Raw genomic sequence first — 17,861 nt, 5'->3', positions numbered from 1 at the left:
CACCGTGCATTCTGCTCCAGGGGGTCGTGAGCCCGGCATGGTCCACCGGACACCCTCTACCCTCGCGTCGCCGTCGCCAGGGTCGCCGAGGTCTCGACCAGCGAGACGGTGAAGGGATGGCGGGGTGAGGTCAGTACCCGGTGCGCCGGGCCCTGTTCGACGAGTTCGCCGGCGTCCAGGACGGCGATCCTTGCGGCCGGTGCCGCGGCGGTCAGGTCGTGGGTGATCAGGACCAGGGCCAGCTCGTGGCGGTCGCGCAGGAGGGCGTCGAGGGTGTCGAGGAGGCCGCGCCGTGTGACCGTGTCGAGGCCGGAGGTGATCTCGTCGCAGATGAGCACTCGGGGGCGGGCGAGCAGGGCGCGGGCGAGGGCGGCGCGCTGGAGTTCGCCGCCGGAGAGTTCCGCCGGTGCGCGGCGTACGAGATCCTCCGCGAGGCCGAGGGACGCGAGGGTCGTCAGTGCCTCGGTCCGGGCCTCGGCGCGGGGCACCGCGCGCAGCCGTACCGCCGTGCGGGCCACCTGGTCCAGGACCGGGCGGTGTTCGTCGAACGCGGCTCTCGCGTCCTGGAAGACGTACTGCACCGCGGCCAGTTGCTCACGGGTCCGGGAGCGCAGGCTGCGCGGGAGCGGGGTGCCGTCGAGCAGGACGTCGCCCTCGTAGTGGCGGTGGAGCCCGGCCAGGCAGCGGGCGAGCGTGGTCTTGCCGCTGCCGGAGCGGCCGACGACGGCCTGGCATTCGCCGGTACGGAGGGTGAGTCCGGGCGTGCGCAGCACCGCCGTGTCCCCGTGCCGCGCGGTGAGGCCGCGTACGTCGAGCACCGGGTGGCCCGGGGCGCGCGCGGGCGGGGCGGGGGACGCGGTGGTCTCCGCCGCCAGGAGTTCGGCGGTCCAGGGGTGCCGCGGCGCGAGCAGCACCCGGTCCGCCGGGCCCGACTCCACCACCCGGCCGCCGCGCATGACCAAAACGTCGTCGGCGAGGGCCCGCACGACGTCGAGGTCGTGGCTGAGGAGGACCACGGCGATGCCCTGCCGGGCGACCGCCGCCAGCCGGTCGACGACGCGCCGCTTCGTCAGCGCGTCCTGGCCGGTGGTGGGTTCGTCGGCGACCACGACGCGCGCGCCCAGCAGCAGCGCCTGGGCCAGGACGACGCGCTGCTGCTGGCCGCCCGACAGCTGGTGCGGGTAGCGGCGGAGGAGGGTCTCCCCTTCGGGGAGCTGGGCCAGGCGGAGGGCTTCGAGCACGCGGTGGCGGATCCGGCGCTCGGGGCGCGGCAGATGGCGCGTCCGGACGCGCGCGATGTCCCGCAGCAGCGCCCCGACCCTGCGCGCCGGGTTCAGTACGGCGGCCGGGTGCTGCGGTACGTATCCGACCAGGCCGTCCGGCACCCGTACGTCGCCGCTCACCCGCGCCCCCGCCGGGTACTCCCCCAGCAGCGCGCGGCCCGTCGTCGTCTTGCCGCTGCCGGACGCGCCGACGAGCGCGGTGATCTTCCCGGGCATGACGCGGAGGCCGACGCCGTCGACGATCGCCCGGCCGTCGATCTCCACGCGTAGGTCCCGGATCTCGGCGATCGCGTTCACGGGCGCTTCCTCTTCTCCAGTACGGCGTCGGCGAGCAGGTTGCCGCCCATGGTCAGGGCGACGATCAGCAGGGCGGGCACCACCACGGCCCAGGGCTGTACGAACAGGCCCGTACGGTTGCGGTCCACCATGACCGCCCAGTCGGCGGCGTCCGGTGCCACGCCGACGCCGAGGAACGCGGCGGTGGCGACGAGGTAGAGCACGCCGGTCAGCCGTACGCCCGCGTCGGCGGCCAGCGTGCGCGCGATCGACGTGCCGACGTAGCCGACGGCGATGCGCCGCCACGTCTCCCCCTGCATGCGCAGGGCTTCGACGGCCGGGCGGGAGGCCGCCTCGGCCGCGGCGGCCCGTACGATCCGCGCGGCGTCCGGGATGTTGACCAGGGCCACCAGCAGGGAGAGGCCCGCAACGCCGGGCCGGAGGACGGCGGCCGCCAGCAGGATCAGCAACAGCGAGGGGATGGCGAGCAGCACGTCCAGGGGCCGCATCAGCAGCTCCTCCAGCCATGCGCGGTGGGTGAGCGCGCCCACCAGTCCGAGCGGCAGCGCCACCAGGTAGGCGAGGGCCGTCGCGGCGAGCGCCACGAGGACCACCGACCGGCCGCCGAGCAGCACCTGGTGCCAGACGTCGCGGCCGACGAAGTCGGTGCCGAGCGGGTGTCCGCCGCCGAGGGTGAAGGACGCCGCCCGTGGTCCCGGCTCGCCCGCGACCAGCGGTCCGAGCAGGGCCAGGGCGAGCGGTACGCCGACGACGACCGCGCCGAGCGTCGCACGTGGCTTCACGCCGCCACCCCCGCCCGTGGCGCGAAGCGGTGGGCGACCAGGTCCGCGCCCAGGTTGAGGACGACGGCGGTCACTCCGAAGACGACCGCGAGGCCCTGGACCACGGGGACGTCGCGTTCGGCGACGGCGTTCATCAGCACCGTTCCCAGGCCGGGGATGACGTACAGCGCCTCCACGACGATCACCCCGCACAGCAGCCAGTCGATCGTGCGCGCGAGTTGCTGGGCGGCGGGCGCGATCGCGCCCGGGAGCGCGTGCGCGTAACGGACGCGGACGTCCGGGATTCCGTAGCGGCGCGCCTGGGCGACGTACGGCGAGGCCAGCGCGTCGATCATGCCCGCGCGTACGAGCCGGGACAGCGAGCACACCGGACGGGACAGCAGGACGAGGACCGGAAGGACCAGCGCTTCGGGATGGGCCAGGAGGTCGGTGCCGTAACCGACGGCGGTCGGCGGCAGCCATCCGAGCCGCAGCGCGAACACGGTCACCAGCAACACGCCGAAGGCGAACTCCGGGACCGCGTACACGCCGAGCGTCACCGAGCTGACCAGCCGGTCCGCCCAGCGGCCCTCGTGGCGGGCGGCCAGCACACCGAGGCCGACCCCGGCCGGGACCAGCAGCGCCACCGTGAGGGCGGCGAGCAGCAGGGTCGGGCCGAAGCCGTCCGCGAGGTACGAGCTGACGGGGCGTCCCGAGGCCAGGGACGTACCGAAGTCGCCGTGCGCCAGCCCGGAGGCCCAGTCCGCCAGGCGTTCGTACGCCGGCCGGTCCAGGTGCATCGCCGCGCGGATGGCCGCGATCCGCTCCGGGTCGGGCTGGTCCCCGGCGAGGGCCACGGCGGCGTCGCCCGGCAGCGCCTCGGTGAGCGCGAAGACGAGCAGCACGACGGCTGCCGTCTGCGCGGCGCCGAGGAGCAGCCGCCGGGCGACGAAGGAGCGGAGTCCGCTCACGCGAGCCAGACCTTGTCGAAGCGTGCCCAGTCGAGGCTGTTGGCGGGGGCCTTCGGGTCGACTCCGTGGACGTTTCGGGCGGTGCCGAGGATCCAGTCGCCGAAGCCCCAGACCAGGAAGCCTCCCTCGGCGTGCAGACGGCGCTGCATCCGGTCGTAGACGGCGGCGCGGGCCTTGGGGTCCCTGGTGGACTGGGCCTGCTGGTAGAGGGCGTCGAAGTCCTTGTGCTTCCAGTGGGTCGCGTTGGTGGTGGAGCCCGTCAGCAAGCGCTGGGAGATGTGGGACTCGATGGGCATGGCGCCCGACCGGTAGGAGGCGAGGGTTCCGGAGTCCAGGATGTCCTTCCAGTAGCTGTCCTTGCTGCCGGTCCTGATCGTGATCGTCACGCCCGCCTTGGCCGCCTGGTCCCGGAAGATCGCGGCGGCCTCGGTGAATCCGGCCGCGACCGGGGAGGTGTCGAGGGTGACCTTGAGCTTCTCGGCCCCGGCCGCCTTGAGCAGCGCGCGGGCCCGGTCGAGGTCCTGTTCGCGCTGCGGAAGGCCGGCCGCGTAGTACTGGTAGCCCTTGCCGAACAGGTCGTTGCCGATCTCGCCCGCGCCGGACAGGGCGCCGTCGACGAGCTCCTTGCGGTCGGCGATGAGGAAGAACGCCTCGCGCACCCGCTTGTCGTCGAACGGCGGCCGGTCGGTCTTCATGACGAAGCCCTGCATGGTGCTGTTGCGCAGCCGGATGATCCGGATCCGGTCCCCGCTCTCGTGGGCGCGGGCGGTGGCGGGGTTCAGCTCGTGGGCGTACTCGACCTGCCCGCCCAGCAGGGCACTGGCGCGCGCCGACTCCTCGTTGGCGACGACGAACTCCAGCTCGTCCAGGTACGGGGCGCCCTCCCAGTAGGCGTCGTTGCGCGCGAGGACGGCGGACTTGCCGGGTGCGAAGGAGACGAAGCGGAACGGGCCGCTGCCGACCGGCTTCCGGTCGAAGTCCGTGGCGCCGTCCGGGACGATGTACGCGCCGAACGCCGCGAGCACGTTGGGGAATTCGGCGGTCGGACGCTTGAGGACGAACTCGATCGTCCGCGCGTCGACGGCGCGGCTGGCCTTCAGGTCGACGGGTTCGAGCGACGCCTTGGCCCGGTAGGCCTTCGCCGGGTCGGTGATGCGGCGGTAGCTGTAGAGGACGTCCTTGGCGGTGACGGGCCTGCCGTCGTGGAAGGCCGCCTCGCGCAGGGTCACCTTCCAGCGGTCCAGGCCCGCGTTCGGCTCCCACGCCGAGGCCAGTCTGGGCTTGGCGGAGAGATCGGGCCCGTAGTCGGCGAGCTTGTCGAACAGGGCCTTGGCGCGGGCGACGTCGGCGAAGAGGTTGGCGAGGTGCGGGTCGAGGGTCTCGCTCGCGCCGCTGCCGGCGAAGGCCGCGCGCAGCCGGCCGCCGCGCCTGGGCTTGCCGCTGCCCCCGGCGGGGCCGGTGGCGGGGTCGGAGGCGCCCGCGCAGCCGGCGAGGGCGAGCGCGCCGAGTCCGGCCGCGCCGCCGGCGGCGGCGAGGAAGCCGCGGCGGCGCAGGCCGGACGACAGGGGGGTGACGGGGACGTCGTTCATCTCAGGTCCTTGCTTTCGTGCGGGGTGAGCGGATGTCAGCGGGGGGTGCGGGTCAGGCGGGCGACGACGTGCAGGCGGTCGGCATCGGCCGTGGTGGCGGGCAGGTCTCCCTCGCGCCACGGGGGCTCGGTGCGCGGTCCGGGCGTGTCGTACAGGTCGAGGACCTCGAAGCCGTGGGCGGCGAGGACGTACCGCAGTTCCTGGGGGAGGAGGAGCCGCCATGCGGAGTGCTGCTCGACGGGCGGCGATCCGTCGTCCCGCGTCCACACCCGCCTGCGGCGCAGCAGTTGCGCGGCGCGGTCGACCCGGAGGGTGGTGGTGGACCGGTAGTCGCTGTCCTGCCAGGTGAAGCCGTTGACCGTCGGGGTGTCGAGCAGGTCCGTACGGCCCAGGAAGAAGGCGCCGTTGCGCATCTCCGCGACGAGCAGTCCGCCGGGCGCCAGGGCGCGCCCGCACGAGGCCAGGAGCCCGTCGAGCTCCTCGTTCGTGTGGCAGTACAGCAGGGCGCTGTCCAGGCACACCACGGCATCGAAGGACCGTTCCCCCAGGTCGAATCCGCGCAGGTCGGCCCGTACGTACGCGGGGCCGGGGTGGTGGTGGCGGGCGTGCGCCAGCATCGCTTCGGACAGGTCCGCGCCGGTGACCGTACGGCCGGCGCCGTGCAGATACGCCGCGTCGCGGCCGGTGCCGCAGCCGAGGTCCAGGACGCGCGGGCCGGCGGCGTGGCGCCGCAGGCAGTCCTCGGCCCAGCGTCCGGCGAGCCGGGACGCGTCGGGGAACCGGGCCTCGTACAGGGCCGGGTTGTCGGTCAGCAGGTTCGCGCCGTCCATGGCGCCGCTCATACGTCGTCTCCTCAGGCGCGTCGTCTCGTCATGCGCGCGGGGCGTCACGCGTCGTGTCGTCACGCGTCGTGTCGTCACGCGTCGTGTCGTCACGCGTCGTGTCGTCACGCGTCGTGTCGTCACGCGTCGTGTCGTCACGCGTCGCTCCTCATACGCGTCGCTCCTCACGCGGTCACCGGCGCGGCCGCCACGGGGGTCGCGGGAAGGGCCCGCAGCCGGTGCAGCCACGCCACCCCCGCGGCCGACACGAGCCCGAAGGCCAGGCAGCACGCCCAGGGCAGCCAGCTCGCCCCCGCCCGCTCGCCGGTGTCCATGGCCCAGCCCACGACCGTGTTGCCCACGGCCGCGGCGATGCCCGAGACCACGTAGAAGAGCCCGAAGTAGGTGCCGGTGAGCTCCGGGCGGCCGAAGCGGGGGATCAGCTCCATCACGAACGGCTGGGCGATCATGACGCCGACGTGGAGCAGCAGCGCCCCGGCCAGCACGGGCAGCGAGCGCAGGACCACGCCGACCGGATCCCCGCCCGTCCCGGCCCCCGCCACCAGCATCGGCGGTACGAAGGCCAGTCCCATCAGCGCCAGACCGGTGCCGATCCAGCGCGCGCGGCTGCCACGCTCCTTCAGCACCCGGGTGATGCGCAGCTGGAGCCAGAGGTTGGTGAGCGTGCCGACGAGGAAGACGAGGCCCGCCGCACCGTCCCAGCCGGTGGCCCGGCGCGCGCCGTCCGGCAGCAGCAGATACAGCTGGTTCTCCATGGTGAACATGCCGACCATGGCCAGGGCGAACGCCAGGAACGCGCGGTTGCCGGCCACCTCGCGCCAGTCCGCGAGGACACCGCCGGTGGACGGTTCGACCGCGCGCGCCGGGAGGACCACGGCCTGGGCGATCGTGAGCACCGCGAAGATCCCGGCCGCGGTCAGGGCGGACGCCCGGAAGTCGACGAGCAGCAGCGCGCTGCCGAGCAGCGGCCCGATCAGGGCACCGGTGGTCGCGAAGACGTTGAACAGGGCGAACGCCTCCGCCTTGCGCTCCCCCGCCTCCAGGGCGAGATACGCGCGCACGGCCGGGTTGAACAGCGCCCCGGCCAGCCCGCTGAGCACGGAGGCGGCCAGCAGCACGGTCAGCCCGTCGCCGAGTGCGAAGAGGCCGAAGCCGACGGTGCGCAGCGCGCATCCGGCGATGATGACCCCGCGCGCCCCCAGCCGGTCCGATGCCGATCCGCCGATGAGGAAGAGGCCTTGCTGGCTGAGGTTGCGTACGCCGAGGACGATGCCGACGACGGCGGCCGACAGCCCGAGATCCTCGGTCAGATGTACGGCCAGGTAGGGGATGAGCAGGTAGAAGCCGGTGTTGACGCCGAGCTGGTTGACCAGGAGCAGCCGTATCGCGAGGGGGAAGCCGCGTATCTCGTGCCAGGTCCTCACCCTTGATCCCCCTCGGTGCGCGGATGCACGCCGAGTCCCGGGCGCGGGCTCGTCCGTACGGTGCCGTCGGCGCCGCCGATGCCCGTCCACGGGTCGTGCGCGAGCAGCAGGTGGCCGTCGAGGTCGGTCCACCGGGCGCGGTCGGCGAGGTGCACGGCGGGGGCGATGCCCAGCGTGCTGGCGGTCAGACAGCCGAGCATCAGCTCGGTGCCGGTCCCGGCGATCAGTTCGGCGATCCGCAGGGCGGCGGTGACGCCGCCGCATTTGGCGAGCTTGACGTTGATGCCCTGCACCCGGCCGGCGAGGCGGCGGGCGTCCTCGTGGCCGACCGCGTCCTCGTCGGCGATGACCGGCAGCGGCGAGCGTTCGGCGAGTTTCGCCAGCGCCTCCGGGTCACCGGGGGCGATCGGCTGCTCGACGGCCTCGATGCCCAGCTCGGCGAGGCGGGGCAGGAGCCGCTCGGTGGTGGCGACGGTCCAGGCGCCGTTGGGGTCCAGCAGCAGCCGCGTGTGGGGAGCCGCGGCCCGTACGGCCGGGATGCGCGTGACGTCGTCCTCGGGGTCGGGGGCCCCGGCCTTGAGCTTGAGGACCGTGAAGCCGTCGCGCGCCAGCCGGGCGGCCTGGGCCCCGGCCCGCTCCGGGGAGGTGATTCCGATGGTCCGGGCGGTCGCCGCGCGGGGCGCTTCGGACGTACCGAGCAACTGGTGGACGGGGACACCGGCCCGCTTCCCGGCCAGATCGAGGAGGGCCGATTCGACCGCCGCCCGCACGGCGGGGGGCGTGCAGCTCGCGGACGGTACGCCGTCGGCGCGCAGGGCTTCCAGGGCGCTCTCCGGGTCGGCGAACCGGGCCAGGTCCAGGGCCGCTTCGCGCGACAGGCGGCCGATGGTGCCGGCGTCGAGGCCGTAGTACACGCTGGCGACGACTTCTCCGTGGCCGCGCAGCCCCTGGTGCTCGACGGACAGCCGGACGGCGTCGCGGGCGGTCATCGTCGAGCGGGATATGCGCAGCGGCTCGGAGAGTTCGAGCCGTACGGTGCGCAGGCTGAGCTTCACCGTTCCCCTTCCGTGACGTTCTGGTCGTGCCGGTGCCGCAACGGGTCCGCCACCGCCCGGCACCGTGCCCACCCCGTGGCCTCCACGGCTCCCGGGTGCGGGATCTCGACGGGGCGGGTGGCGGCGGTGGCCTTCTCGACACGCAGGTGGGCGGCGCGCCTTGACGCGGCCGTACGTTATCGATAATCGTTTTCATTGTCACCTTACTGGCCGTCACATCTCGGAACCCAGAGAAGGGCAATCCCGGCACACGCCGCTCACAGCCGTGCGCGGCCATCACCTGTCGGGCCGTGGCATCCGCCGGCTCAGGTCACCTACGGTCTTGTTCACTTGACCGGCTCCCGGCGGCAGCCGGCGGCCCGGAGACGGCGCGCCGGCGGCAGCCGGCGGCCCGGAGACGGCGCGTTCCCCGTATTCGAACGCGTGCCGCCACCGCGCGCCGTGGCGTTCGCGGATCACGCCTGAGCGAGCCTGTGGCGCGCGGGTCGCCCCGGCGCCGTGCCCGGCTCACCTCACCGAGGCCGCCGGAGGGCGTTCGCGGACGGCGCCGTACGCCAGGAAGTACGCCGGTACCCGGTTCAGCCACCGCGACGTAGTGACCAGCTCGATCAGCCGCCGCGCCCGCCTCGGGTCGGCCACGGGCGGGCGGCCCGCCAGCAGCGGCGTGATGACGCGCGCGTGGGCGAACCGCTGGAGGCCCTGCGTCGCGACCGTGGTCGGCCACCGGCGGCGCTGGACGCCGCGGACGTCCCGCAGGCCGACCGCGCCGTCGCGCAGCGGCTCGACGAGATACCGCGCGGCGGCCACCGCGTCCTCGACGGCGAGGTTGATGCCGATGCCGAAGACCGGCGACATCGCGTGCGCCGCGTCCCCGATGCACAGCAGCCCGGGGCGGTGCCAGCGCTGCAGCCGGTCGAGCCGTACGTCGAGCAGTTTCACGTCGTCCCACGAGCGCAGCGCGTGCACCCGGTCCGCGAGCCAGGGGACGGCTTCGGCGTATTCGGCCATGAACCGGTCGAGACCGGCGGCGCGGCGCGCGGCGTCGGTTCCCTTGGCGATCAGCACCGCGCACTGCCAGTAGTCGCCGCGGTCGATCATGGCGCTGAACAGCCGGCCCCCGACACCTCCCACGAGCCCGTGCGGGTCGCCTTCGTGCCGCGGCAGCCGCAGCCACCAGGCGTCCATCGGGCAGCTGAACGACCTCAGACCCAGCTCCGGCAGCGACCGGGCCAGCGAGCCCCGGCCGTCGCAGGCCACCGTGAGGGTGGCCCGCAGTTCACCGGTGCGTCCGCCGGACTCCCGGTAGCGCACTCCCACGACCCGTCCGCGCTTCATCAGGAACGCCGTCGCCTCGGTGCTCATCCGCAGCAAGAACGACCGTTCCCGGCCGGCCTCGTCCGCCAGCAGGTCGAGCAGGTCCCACTGCGGCACCATCGCGATGTAGTTGTACGGGCCCGGCAACGCACCGAGGTTCCCGACGGTGACCAGCGAACGATCCGGACCGAGCGGCAGCTGGACCGTCGTCACCCGCCGCTGCGGCAGCCGGGCGAACCGCTCGGCGAGCCCCAGGTCGTCCAGCAGCGCCAGCGTGGACGGATGCACGGTGTCACCGCGGAAGTCGCGCAGGAAGTCACCGTGCTTCTCCAGGACCGTGACGTCCACCCCGGCCCGCGCCAGCAGCAGGGCGAGCACCATTCCGGCCGGCCCGCCGCCCACCACACAACATGTGGTCCGCTCCATCGCACCGCTCACTTTCGGTCACATCGATGTAATCCCGTGATCCACCACACTGGTGCATATACCCTCAAATTCCGACCGTGCCGTGGCAGACGGTGCGCGACGCATTCCGGGAGGCATGATGAGCCAGCAGCCGGTCCTTCTCCCCTACGCCGACCCGGCCTTCGTGGCAGACCCCTTCCCGCTCTACCGGCAGCTGCGCGAGGACGGCCCGGTGCGCCGCGTCGTCATCGCGGGCGGACTGGAAGCCTGGCTGGTCACGCGGTACGAGGACGGCCTCGCCGCCCTCTCCGACCCGCGTCTGAGCAACGACGCGCGCGACGCGTCGGATCCCCGCCTCCTCGAGACGCTGCCCGTCACCGAGCGCGAGTCCCTGGTGAGCAACATGCTCCGCTCCGACCCGCCCGACCACGACCGGCTGCGCCGCCTGGTCTCCAAGGCGTTCACCGCGCGCCGCGTGGCCGGGCTGCGGCCCCGCGTCCAGTCGATCACCGACCGGCTGCTCGACGCGGTCGTGCCGACAGGCCGCGCCGATCTCGTCGCGGACTTCGCGCTGCCGCTGCCGGTCACGGTGATCAGCGAACTGCTCGGGGTTCCCGTGTCGGACCGGCACGACTTCCAGCGCTGGACCGACGACATGATCCTGCGCGGGGCGGAGCCGCCGGACCCTGCCGTGGTGGACGCGGCCTGGCAGCAGATGCACGCGTATCTGACCAAGCTGCTGGAGACCAAGCGCGCCCGGCCCGAGGACGACCTGCTCAGCGCGCTGATCACCGCCCGTGACGAGGAGCAGCGGCTGAACGAGGACGAGCTGATCGCCATGGCGTTCCTGCTGCTGGCTGCCGGGTACATCACCACGGTCAACCTGATCGGCGGCGGTATCGCGGCACTGCTCGCCCACCCCGACCAGCTGGAGCTGCTGCGCGGCGACCCGGAGCTGCTGCCGACGGCGATCGAGGAGTTCCTGCGCTACGACGGCCCGGTCAGCCCGGGGATCGCCCGGTTCGCGCGCGAGGAGGCCGAGATCGCGGGCGTACGCATCCCGCGCGGCGCCACCGTCGTGATCGCCTCCGCCATCGCCGACCGCGACCCGGCACGCTTCCCCGACCCGGACCGCCTGGACGTCACCCGCCGCGACAACGCCCACCTGGCGTTCGGCCACGGCATCCACTACTGCCTGGGCGCGCCCCTGGCCCGGCTGGAGGGCCAGATCGCGATCGGCACCGCCCTGCGCCGCCTCCCCGACCTGGCCCTGGCCGTCCCACCGGGCGAACTGCGCTGGCGCCCCGGCGGCCTGCGGGGCCCGGAGCGACTGCCGGTCACGTTCACGCCGGGCGACGAGGGGTAGGGCCGGGCGAGATCCCGAGACCTCAGCGTCCGGCGGATCGGGCCGGATCCCGGCGAGATCCCAGGGCGCCGCGAGCCCGGCCTGATCCTCCGGACAGGCACTAGGGACGCGTCCACGCGCTGGTCCGGCGCCGGGCTGTTGCCGCCTGCCGCGCTCGTCGGCCCACCGCATCCTCGAACACCTCACGACGGTCCGTTTCCTCCAGCGCGACGGGAACAGGTACCGGCTCGGCATGCGGCTGATGGAGCTCGGCTCCGCCGTGTACCACCAGGACCAGGTGCGAGCGGCGGCGATGCCGTACCTCCAGCAGCTCCACTGGGCGACCGGGCTGACCTCCCAGCCGGCCGTGCTGGACGAGGGGAAGGTCGTGTACCTGCTGCAGTTCGGCAGCCGGGCCGGCATGCCCTCGCGGCTGCTGGTCGGCGCACGGCCGCAGGCCCTTCACACGGTGGCGGGCAAGGCCCTGCTGGCGCATACGCGCTGCTCGCCCGACGCCGTCCACGTCGACGTTCCGAACCGGCTGCGCGCCGAGCTCGCCCATATCCGCGAGCGGGGAGTCGCCTTCGACCGCGAGGAGTTCGTCCAGGGCATCGGCAGCGTCGCGGCGCCGGTCATCGCGTCCGAGGACTCGTCGGCACTCGCGGCGGTGTCCGTCAGCGGCCCTATCGACGAAATGCAGTTCGCACGACTGGCGCCGGTGGTCCTCCAGACCGCCGCGAGCGTACGGCGCGGCGCCGAATCCGCCCCTCCGGCGCGTCTCTAGGCCGGCTCTCCGGGCGGGCGCGCGAGGGGGCGGGTCGCCCTCAGGTGGGGGCTCGTCCCCACTCGGTGGGCGGGACGACTGGGGGCAACCCGCCCGGTCTCGGTCTCGGCCGCGACGCGTGTACGACAACGATGTCGAAACCCGTGTCGGGACGAGCGTACAAGGGTCCGGGCCCCGGGGAGCTGTCGGTTTCCCGACAGGGCGGCTTTCCGCCCCGTCGGGCCCCCGTCGGGCTCAGGTCCGCCTGTGGTCAGCCGACCGCGGCGAAGGCGAGCAGAACGAACGCGGCCAGGATGAGCACGGTCCGGATGGCATGGAACCGGTTCCAGGGCCGCTCGAACGCCGCCCGCACCTCGGAGTCGGGGGCCTGCTCCGACGAGGCCAGCGCGTTGTTCAGCGGAATGTTCCCGGCGATGGTCACCAGATGATTGGCCACCGCACACACCAACGCGGCCACGATCAGCCACTTCTGGGTGTCCGAGCGCCCCTCGACCGGCACGGCCAGGGCCGCCGCCGGAAACGCGACGACGCCCAGGAACACCACCATGAACACGGCGCGCGGCACATCCTCGTTGATCCGCCGCATCGCCGGCACGAACTGATCGTCGGAGAGCCGCGCGAGGGCGGGCATGATCCCGGTCTGGAAGATCAGCATGAAGCCCGCGTAGAGCCCCGTCGACACGACGGCGAGGACGAGCAGCAATGTGGCAGCCATGCCCACATCATGACGTTGCTTCGGGCTGCTCGCAGGGCAGTTCGACGATCTTTCCCCGCCGGGCCCCTTCCCGTGCCCGTGGCCCTTCCCCTGCCGGCGGCCTTCCCGTGCCCGTGGCCCTTCCCGTGCCCGGGACCCGGCACCCGGCACCCGGAGGGGCAGGCCTCAGCCGAGCAACCGGTCGGCCTGGCCGATCGCCGTGGTCAGCGCACGCACCGACGCGTCCTCCGTCTGCCTCGCCAACGCCCCGGTCCGCTCGGCGAGCACGTCCAGCCGTGGCGCTCCCGGGGTCTCCGCCCCCCTCAGGGCCTGCGCGAGGTACGCCGCGGCGGCGGAGATCCGCAGCCGCGGCGGCGCCTCCGCCGACCACAGGTCACGCCCGAGCCCACCTGTCTCCACCGTCCCCGTGGCCTCGTGCGGAGCACGGTCCCTCGGGTCCAGCCAGCGTACGGTCGCCGTCGCGACGTGCCCGCGCGCTCCTTCCCGGAGCCGTACCGCGTAGAGCGCGGTCACCGTGTGCCCGGGGCCCACCTCGCCACCGTCCACGCGGTCGTCACGGAAGTCCTCATCGGCAACGGCCCGGTTCTCGTACCCGATCAGCCGGAACTCCTCCACCGTCTGCGGGTCGAACGCGACCTGCGCCTTGGCGTCGCGGGCGCGCAGCTCGACATGGGCGGGGAGCTGGTCCACGAACACCCGCCTGGCCTGTGCCGAGGTGGAGACGTACGTGGTGTGCCCGTCGCCCCGGTTCGTGAGCCGCTCCATCAGCTTGTCGCCGTACTCGCTGCCGACACCGACGCCGAAGAGCGTGATCCCGAACTCGCGACGGGAGCCCTCGATCCGCTCCAGGATCGCGTCGGCCTCGGTCTCACCGGTGTTGGCGAGGGCGTCCGACAGCAGGACGACCCGGTTGTTCGCCCCGCTCCTGCGGCCCTTGACGGCCACGTCGTAGCCGGTGCGCACCCCCGCCTCCACATTGGTGGAGTCGGCCGGTTCCAGCCCGTCGATGATGTCGTGGACGCGGTCCCGGTTACCGGCGAGCCGGGTCATCGGCAGCCGGGTCTCGGCCACGTCGCTGAAGGTGACGAGTGCTATGGAGTCGTCGTCACGCAGCTGATCGGTGAGGATGCCGAGGGACTCCCGCACCAGGTCGAGCCGGCCGGGCTCGTCCATGGACCCGGAGATGTCCACGACGAACGTGAGCGCGGCCGGGGGCCGTTCGCCCTTCCTCGGCGTGGCCGTTCGGGTCGCGAGGCCGACACGCACCAGCGACCACTCGGCGCCGCGCCAGCTGCCCGTACGCGCGCCGTCCACGCTCACCGAGAAGCCGTTGCCCTCGGGGCGGCGGTAGTCCTGGCGGAAGCTGTTGACGAACTCCTCCGGACGGACCGAGTCCGGCTCCGGCAGGCGCCCCTCGGCGAGGGTGCGCCGGGCGTAGCCGTAGGAGGCGGTGTCCACGTCCAGCGCGAAGGTGGACAGAAAGTCGGCGGGCGGCGCGAAGTCCCCACCGGTCTCCCGTTTCTGCCCACCCTCGTGGCTGCCGCCGTCCTCCGCCGGGCGTCCTCCGCTTTGCCCGCCCCCGGAACCGCCCGAGCCGCCGCCCCCGCCGTCCGGTGCCACCGGAGCGGGCCGCGCGCCGCCCTTGGCAGCGCGGTCGGCCTGAACGGTCCCGTCCGCCGCACAGCCGGTCAGCAGCAGACCCCCAGCCAGCAGCGCCACGAGCGCTTCCCTGTACGTCCTTGCGCAGAGCTTCATCGTCCGCCCCCTGGCATCGTCAGCACTTGCGAATGTGACGTGCGAGACGGCCGGAAGGAGGATGCGAAGGAGTTGCGGATGGATCTCAATGCGGCAACGGCAAGCGCCCGGACAACGCCCCCTGAGCGGGAGTCACCCTGCCGCCGCAAGGCAACTCCCGCCGCTATGGGGGGGGACGTTAAAGGGGGATCACTGGGGGGGGGATTACGGCATGGGCTCGGTCACCCCTCCTCCCGGTTCAGTCCTCTCCCCGGGTCAGCCTTCTTCCCAGCTCACGCTGCCGACGCCGGTCCCGTGCGAACAGGTGGCGGAGGAGGAACCGGAGCCGCCGGGATTCAGCGTCACCCAGTCACCGACCTGGTCCGGCCATTCGCCGCAGACCACGACGGCGCGGAACGCGACGACCTGACTGCTCGGATTGGAGCAATTCGCCGTGCCCGTCCGCCCGTCGGAGGTCGTACCGCAGGAGAGCAGGCCTGCTGCCACGCGGGTCTCGCCCGGGTCGTCCGGACCGCCGGGGCCGTCCGCCAGTGCCGTACCTGCGCTCGGGAACAGGACAGCGAGGGGCAGCGCCGCCACGGCGGCCAGGATCGAGCGGGCCCGGACACGCCCTCTGCCCGTCCGTACGGTCAGGCGTCGGATCATGGTGATCTTCCCTTCTCCACTCTCGACACACGGCCCGCTTCTCGCGCCGCTCCTCCAGACTGCCCCGGCCCAGCCCCCGCCGAAGCGACTGGCAAGGACTCGCCATCCCCTGAACTGGGGCTTGTCACGATGCGCAGTCACGTGCGTACATGTAGTGGCGTACAGCTCCGAGGGGACGGGGGTGGCTCCTGCTGGTTGAGGCGAGCAGGAGTGTGTGTAAGAGCGAGTAAGCCAGTCCTCGGCAGTGGTGCGGGAGCGGGCGGGCCGGATTGTCAGTGGCGGCTTGTAGGTTCGGGCTGTTTGGTCACGGAAGGGGGTGAGTGGTGGAGCGGGGCACGGAACGGCGACTGCGTCCGGTCGATGACCCGTTCGTCGCGCTCAGCCCGTCCGGTGTGGCGATCCGCGACCGGCTGAAGAACCTCACGCCCGCCGATGAGCAGGTGCTGCGCCTGGTCGGCGCGCATCTGGGCCGCCTGGCGTCCGGTGATCTGGCTGCGCGGTGCGCGCAGGGCCTGGATCACAACAGCGAGACGTGGGCGGCCCGTAAGCGGGACCTGACCGAGGAGTCCTCGTCCCGCTGGGCCGGGAGCATCACGAAGGCCACCCATGATCAGTGGGCGCTGTCACGCCGGGCGCAGCTCGCGTACATCCAGGGCCTTGAGACGGGTGTGCGGACGCTGATGCACCGGCTGTCGCTCCCGGTCGGGGAGAAGGGCAGTAAGCGCGCCCCGGGCGGATACCGCTCCAAGCACGAGTGGTTCATGAAGTCCCGGCGTCTGCATCTGCTCCAGCGCCGCCTCGATGTCGCCCGCGCCGAACGCGAGGCTGGCGTCGTCCGTGTGGTGCGTGGTGGCCGGCGGCTGCTGAACACCCGGCACAACCTGGAGAAAGCCCAGCTCACCGAGGCGGAGTGGCGGGACCGTTGGGAGGCCGAGCGGTGGTTCCTCGCCGCAGACGGCGAGTCCGGCAAAAGGTTCGGGAACGAGACGATCCGCGTCACACCCGACGGCGAGGCCTCCATCAAGCTGCCCGCGCCGCTCGCGCACCTGGCCAACGCCCCGCGCGGCCGGTACGTCCTGGCCTCCCGCGTCGCCTTCGCGCATCGGGGCGAGGAGTGGGCCGACCGTATCCACGGCAACAGTGCGGTGGCCTACCGAATCCACCTGGACGTGACCCGGGGCCGTTGGTACCTGACCGCGTCGTGGCAGCGGCCCGTCGTCAAGACGGTCCCGCTGGACGCTGCGCGCGCTGCGGGGATGGTCGGGGTGGACACCAACGCCGACCACTTCGCCGCCTCCCGGCTCGATTCCATCGGCAACCCGCGCCGCTTCCACTACGACCTCACCGGGTCCGCTGATCATCGCGATGCGCAGGTGCGGCACGCGATCACCCGCCTGCTGCACTGGACCCGGCGGTGCGGCGTCAGTGCGATCGGCATCGAGAACCTCGACTTCGCGGCGGAGAAGACCCGGGAGAAGCACGGCCGCAGGAAGCGGTTCCGACGGCTGATCTCCGGCATGCCCACCGGCAGGCTCAAGGCCCGGCTGGTGTCGATGGCCGCAGAGCAGGGCCTGGCGATCGTCGCCGTGGACCCCGCATACATCTCCGTGTGGGGCAATGAACACTGGCGCAAGCCGCTGGCCACCCCGCGCCGCAAAATGTCCCGACACGATGCCGCCGGTATCGCGATCGGGCGACGCGCCCTCGGGCACCCGATCCGGCGACGGACGGCACCGCCCCACGACGACCAGAGCGATCGTCGTGGGCATCGGACCGTCCAGGCCGCATCGGGCGCCCGGGAGCGTGAGGAAACCCGCCCCCACATCCCCGGACCGCGCACAGGATGCCCGCCGCCTGACGTGGAGCGAACGCGGGCAACCAGGGCACCCAAACCGTTCGGGATGTCCGCAGTGCACAGGAATGGGTCCAAGACTCACTCCTACTCACTGATGAGGAACGGTGGTAGCCGTGCTTGAAGCAACCGTTGTGCCCGGTTCCGTGTTGTGCCGACCGCCGGCATGGCCGGAGGCGCCCACACAGCCGGTGCGAGGCGCGGCCGGGGTGACCGCGGCGCTGGCCGGTCTGGTCCGCTCGGCCCGCCATGAGCTGCTCACCTTCGACGACCCGGTGACACCGCCGGGTGTGCCCGAGGCGTTCCGGTCTCTGGCCGGTGCCTGTGTGCGGGCGGCCGCGGGGCGGCAGGCGACGGTCCGGCGCATCGTGCCCCGGCGGGCTCTGCCCCATCTTCCGCCGGACGCCCGCGTCGACGGCCGGGCGCGGGTGACGGACTCCATCCCGTTCAAGCTGGTCGTCGCGGATCGTACGGTCGCGGCCCTGCCGCTCGATCTGGAGCTGCACTGCAACGGGCTGCTGGTGGTCCGCGACCCGGTCGTCGTCCAGGCCCTGGTGCGTACGCACCACGCGTGGTGGGACGGCGGCGACGACCTGACGGCCCCGCCGGGCAGCGCACCCGCGCATCTGCGTCCGGTGCTGGAGGCTCTGATGGCGGGGCTCACGGACGAGGCGGCCGCGGTCCGGCTCGGCATGTCGGCCCGCACCTACAGCCGTCGTGTCGGCGAGTTGATGGCGGCTCTGGGCACGGCGAGCCGCTTCCGCGCGGGTGCGGAAGCGGCTCGCCGGGGCTGGATCTGATGTGCGCCGGGCAGGCGCCGGTCC

The 17,861-nt window shown here is 73.0% G+C and carries 14 protein-coding genes and 1 pseudogene; 4 read left to right on the top strand and 11 right to left on the bottom strand.

What is annotated here, in order from left to right; all coding sequences use genetic code 11:
- Nucleotides 1-56: 56 nt before the first annotated feature.
- The 8 genes from ABT342_RS04110 to ABT342_RS04075 form a co-directional block, all read right to left on the bottom strand.
- The gene (locus tag ABT342_RS04110; RefSeq protein WP_351566683.1) at nucleotides 57-1,580 is read right to left on the bottom strand and encodes an ABC transporter ATP-binding protein; all 1,524 of its coding nucleotides are present in this window, start codon (nucleotides 1,578-1,580) and stop codon (nucleotides 57-59) included.
- Nucleotides 1,577-2,362 carry an ABC transporter permease subunit gene (locus tag ABT342_RS04105; protein WP_351566680.1) on the bottom strand — a complete coding sequence of 262 codons (786 nt, stop codon included), beginning with the start codon at nucleotides 2,360-2,362 and terminating at the stop codon, nucleotides 1,577-1,579. The genes ABT342_RS04110 and ABT342_RS04105 overlap by 4 nt, the downstream gene beginning before the upstream one ends.
- Nucleotides 2,359-3,312 carry an ABC transporter permease gene (locus ABT342_RS04100; RefSeq protein WP_351566677.1) on the bottom strand — a complete coding sequence of 318 codons (954 nt, stop codon included), beginning with the start codon at nucleotides 3,310-3,312 and terminating at the stop codon, nucleotides 2,359-2,361. Before ABT342_RS04100 ends, ABT342_RS04105 begins: the two co-directional genes overlap by 4 nt.
- Nucleotides 3,309-4,901, bottom strand: a complete 1,593-nt coding sequence (locus ABT342_RS04095) for an ABC transporter substrate-binding protein (protein ID WP_351566675.1) — start codon at nucleotides 4,899-4,901, stop codon at nucleotides 3,309-3,311. The genes ABT342_RS04100 and ABT342_RS04095 overlap by 4 nt, the downstream gene beginning before the upstream one ends.
- A gap of 35 nt (nucleotides 4,902-4,936) precedes the next feature.
- A complete protein-coding gene (locus tag ABT342_RS04090; protein WP_351567285.1) occupies nucleotides 4,937-5,731 on the bottom strand; it encodes a class I SAM-dependent DNA methyltransferase in 795 nt (264 codons plus the stop codon).
- A 176-nt stretch (nucleotides 5,732-5,907) separates the two neighbouring features.
- The gene (locus tag ABT342_RS04085) at nucleotides 5,908-7,167 is read right to left on the bottom strand and encodes an MFS transporter (RefSeq protein ID WP_351566672.1); all 1,260 of its coding nucleotides are present in this window, start codon (nucleotides 7,165-7,167) and stop codon (nucleotides 5,908-5,910) included.
- Nucleotides 7,164-8,222 (bottom strand): mandelate racemase/muconate lactonizing enzyme family protein, encoded by a 1,059-nt coding sequence (locus ABT342_RS04080; RefSeq protein ID WP_351566669.1) that lies wholly within the window; start codon nucleotides 8,220-8,222, stop codon nucleotides 7,164-7,166. The genes ABT342_RS04085 and ABT342_RS04080 overlap by 4 nt, the downstream gene beginning before the upstream one ends.
- 507 nt (nucleotides 8,223-8,729) lie before the next feature.
- Nucleotides 8,730-9,962 carry an FAD-dependent oxidoreductase gene (locus ABT342_RS04075; RefSeq protein WP_502965464.1) on the bottom strand — a complete coding sequence of 411 codons (1,233 nt, stop codon included), beginning with the start codon at nucleotides 9,960-9,962 and terminating at the stop codon, nucleotides 8,730-8,732.
- Nucleotides 9,963-10,080: 118 nt separating this feature from the next.
- Here ABT342_RS04075 and ABT342_RS04070 point away from each other — a divergent pair, with 118 nt between their 5' ends.
- Together ABT342_RS04070 and ABT342_RS04065 are read left to right on the top strand one after the other, a co-directional pair.
- Complete coding sequence (locus tag ABT342_RS04070; RefSeq protein ID WP_351566663.1) at nucleotides 10,081-11,307, top strand: cytochrome P450 family protein; 1,227 nt, start codon at nucleotides 10,081-10,083, stop codon at nucleotides 11,305-11,307.
- Between the two features lie 232 nt (nucleotides 11,308-11,539).
- The gene (locus ABT342_RS04065; RefSeq protein ID WP_351566660.1) at nucleotides 11,540-12,070 is read left to right on the top strand and encodes an IclR family transcriptional regulator; all 531 of its coding nucleotides are present in this window, start codon (nucleotides 11,540-11,542) and stop codon (nucleotides 12,068-12,070) included.
- Between the two features lie 250 nt (nucleotides 12,071-12,320).
- Here the strand turns inward: ABT342_RS04065 and ABT342_RS04060 are convergent, their stop codons facing one another.
- From ABT342_RS04060 to ABT342_RS04050, 3 genes are all read right to left on the bottom strand, one after another.
- The gene (locus ABT342_RS04060; RefSeq protein WP_351566657.1) at nucleotides 12,321-12,785 is read right to left on the bottom strand and encodes an anthrone oxygenase family protein; all 465 of its coding nucleotides are present in this window, start codon (nucleotides 12,783-12,785) and stop codon (nucleotides 12,321-12,323) included.
- Nucleotides 12,786-12,950: 165 nt separating this feature from the next.
- Complete coding sequence (locus ABT342_RS04055; protein WP_351566654.1) at nucleotides 12,951-14,540, bottom strand: vWA domain-containing protein; 1,590 nt, start codon at nucleotides 14,538-14,540, stop codon at nucleotides 12,951-12,953.
- A 255-nt stretch (nucleotides 14,541-14,795) separates the two neighbouring features.
- On the bottom strand, nucleotides 14,796-15,185 hold the full coding sequence (locus tag ABT342_RS04050; RefSeq protein WP_351566651.1) for a hypothetical protein: 390 nt from the start codon (nucleotides 15,183-15,185) through the stop codon (nucleotides 14,796-14,798).
- 323 nt (nucleotides 15,186-15,508) lie between these two features.
- Between ABT342_RS04050 and ABT342_RS04045 the strand changes: the two are divergent.
- Together ABT342_RS04045 and ABT342_RS04040 are read left to right on the top strand one after the other, a co-directional pair.
- Nucleotides 15,509-17,151: pseudogene (locus tag ABT342_RS04045) on the top strand (nuclease/transposase family protein).
- Between the two features lie 95 nt (nucleotides 17,152-17,246).
- Nucleotides 17,247-17,837 carry a helix-turn-helix transcriptional regulator gene (locus tag ABT342_RS04040; RefSeq protein ID WP_351566648.1) on the top strand — a complete coding sequence of 197 codons (591 nt, stop codon included), beginning with the start codon at nucleotides 17,247-17,249 and terminating at the stop codon, nucleotides 17,835-17,837.
- Nucleotides 17,838-17,861: the final 24 nt, after the last annotated feature.

This window comes from Streptomyces sp. NPDC000410 (assembly GCF_040300305.1).
Classification (GTDB): domain Bacteria; phylum Actinomycetota; class Actinomycetes; order Streptomycetales; family Streptomycetaceae; genus Streptomyces.
This window is presented reverse-complemented; position numbering and strand designations above follow the sequence as displayed.

Bases quoted from the DNA above. Each gene is read 5' to 3' on its own strand.
- ABT342_RS04060 (WP_351566657.1), bottom strand. From the start codon at position 12,785: ATGGCTGCCACATTGCTGCTCGTCCTCGCCGTCGTGTCGACGGGGCTC.
- ABT342_RS04055 (WP_351566654.1), bottom strand. From the start codon at position 14,540: ATGAAGCTCTGCGCAAGGACGTACAGGGAAGCGCTCGTGGCGCTGCTG.
- ABT342_RS04065 (WP_351566660.1), top strand. From the start codon at position 11,540: ATGCGGCTGATGGAGCTCGGCTCCGCCGTGTACCACCAGGACCAGGTG.
- ABT342_RS04075 (WP_502965464.1), bottom strand. From the start codon at position 9,962: ATGGAGCGGACCACATGTTGTGTGGTGGGCGGCGGGCCGGCCGGAATG.
- ABT342_RS04095 (WP_351566675.1), bottom strand. From the start codon at position 4,901: ATGAACGACGTCCCCGTCACCCCCCTGTCGTCCGGCCTGCGCCGCCGC.
- ABT342_RS04070 (WP_351566663.1), top strand. From the start codon at position 10,081: ATGAGCCAGCAGCCGGTCCTTCTCCCCTACGCCGACCCGGCCTTCGTG.
- ABT342_RS04050 (WP_351566651.1), bottom strand. From the start codon at position 15,185: ATGATCCGACGCCTGACCGTACGGACGGGCAGAGGGCGTGTCCGGGCC.
- ABT342_RS04090 (WP_351567285.1), bottom strand. From the start codon at position 5,731: ATGGACGGCGCGAACCTGCTGACCGACAACCCGGCCCTGTACGAGGCC.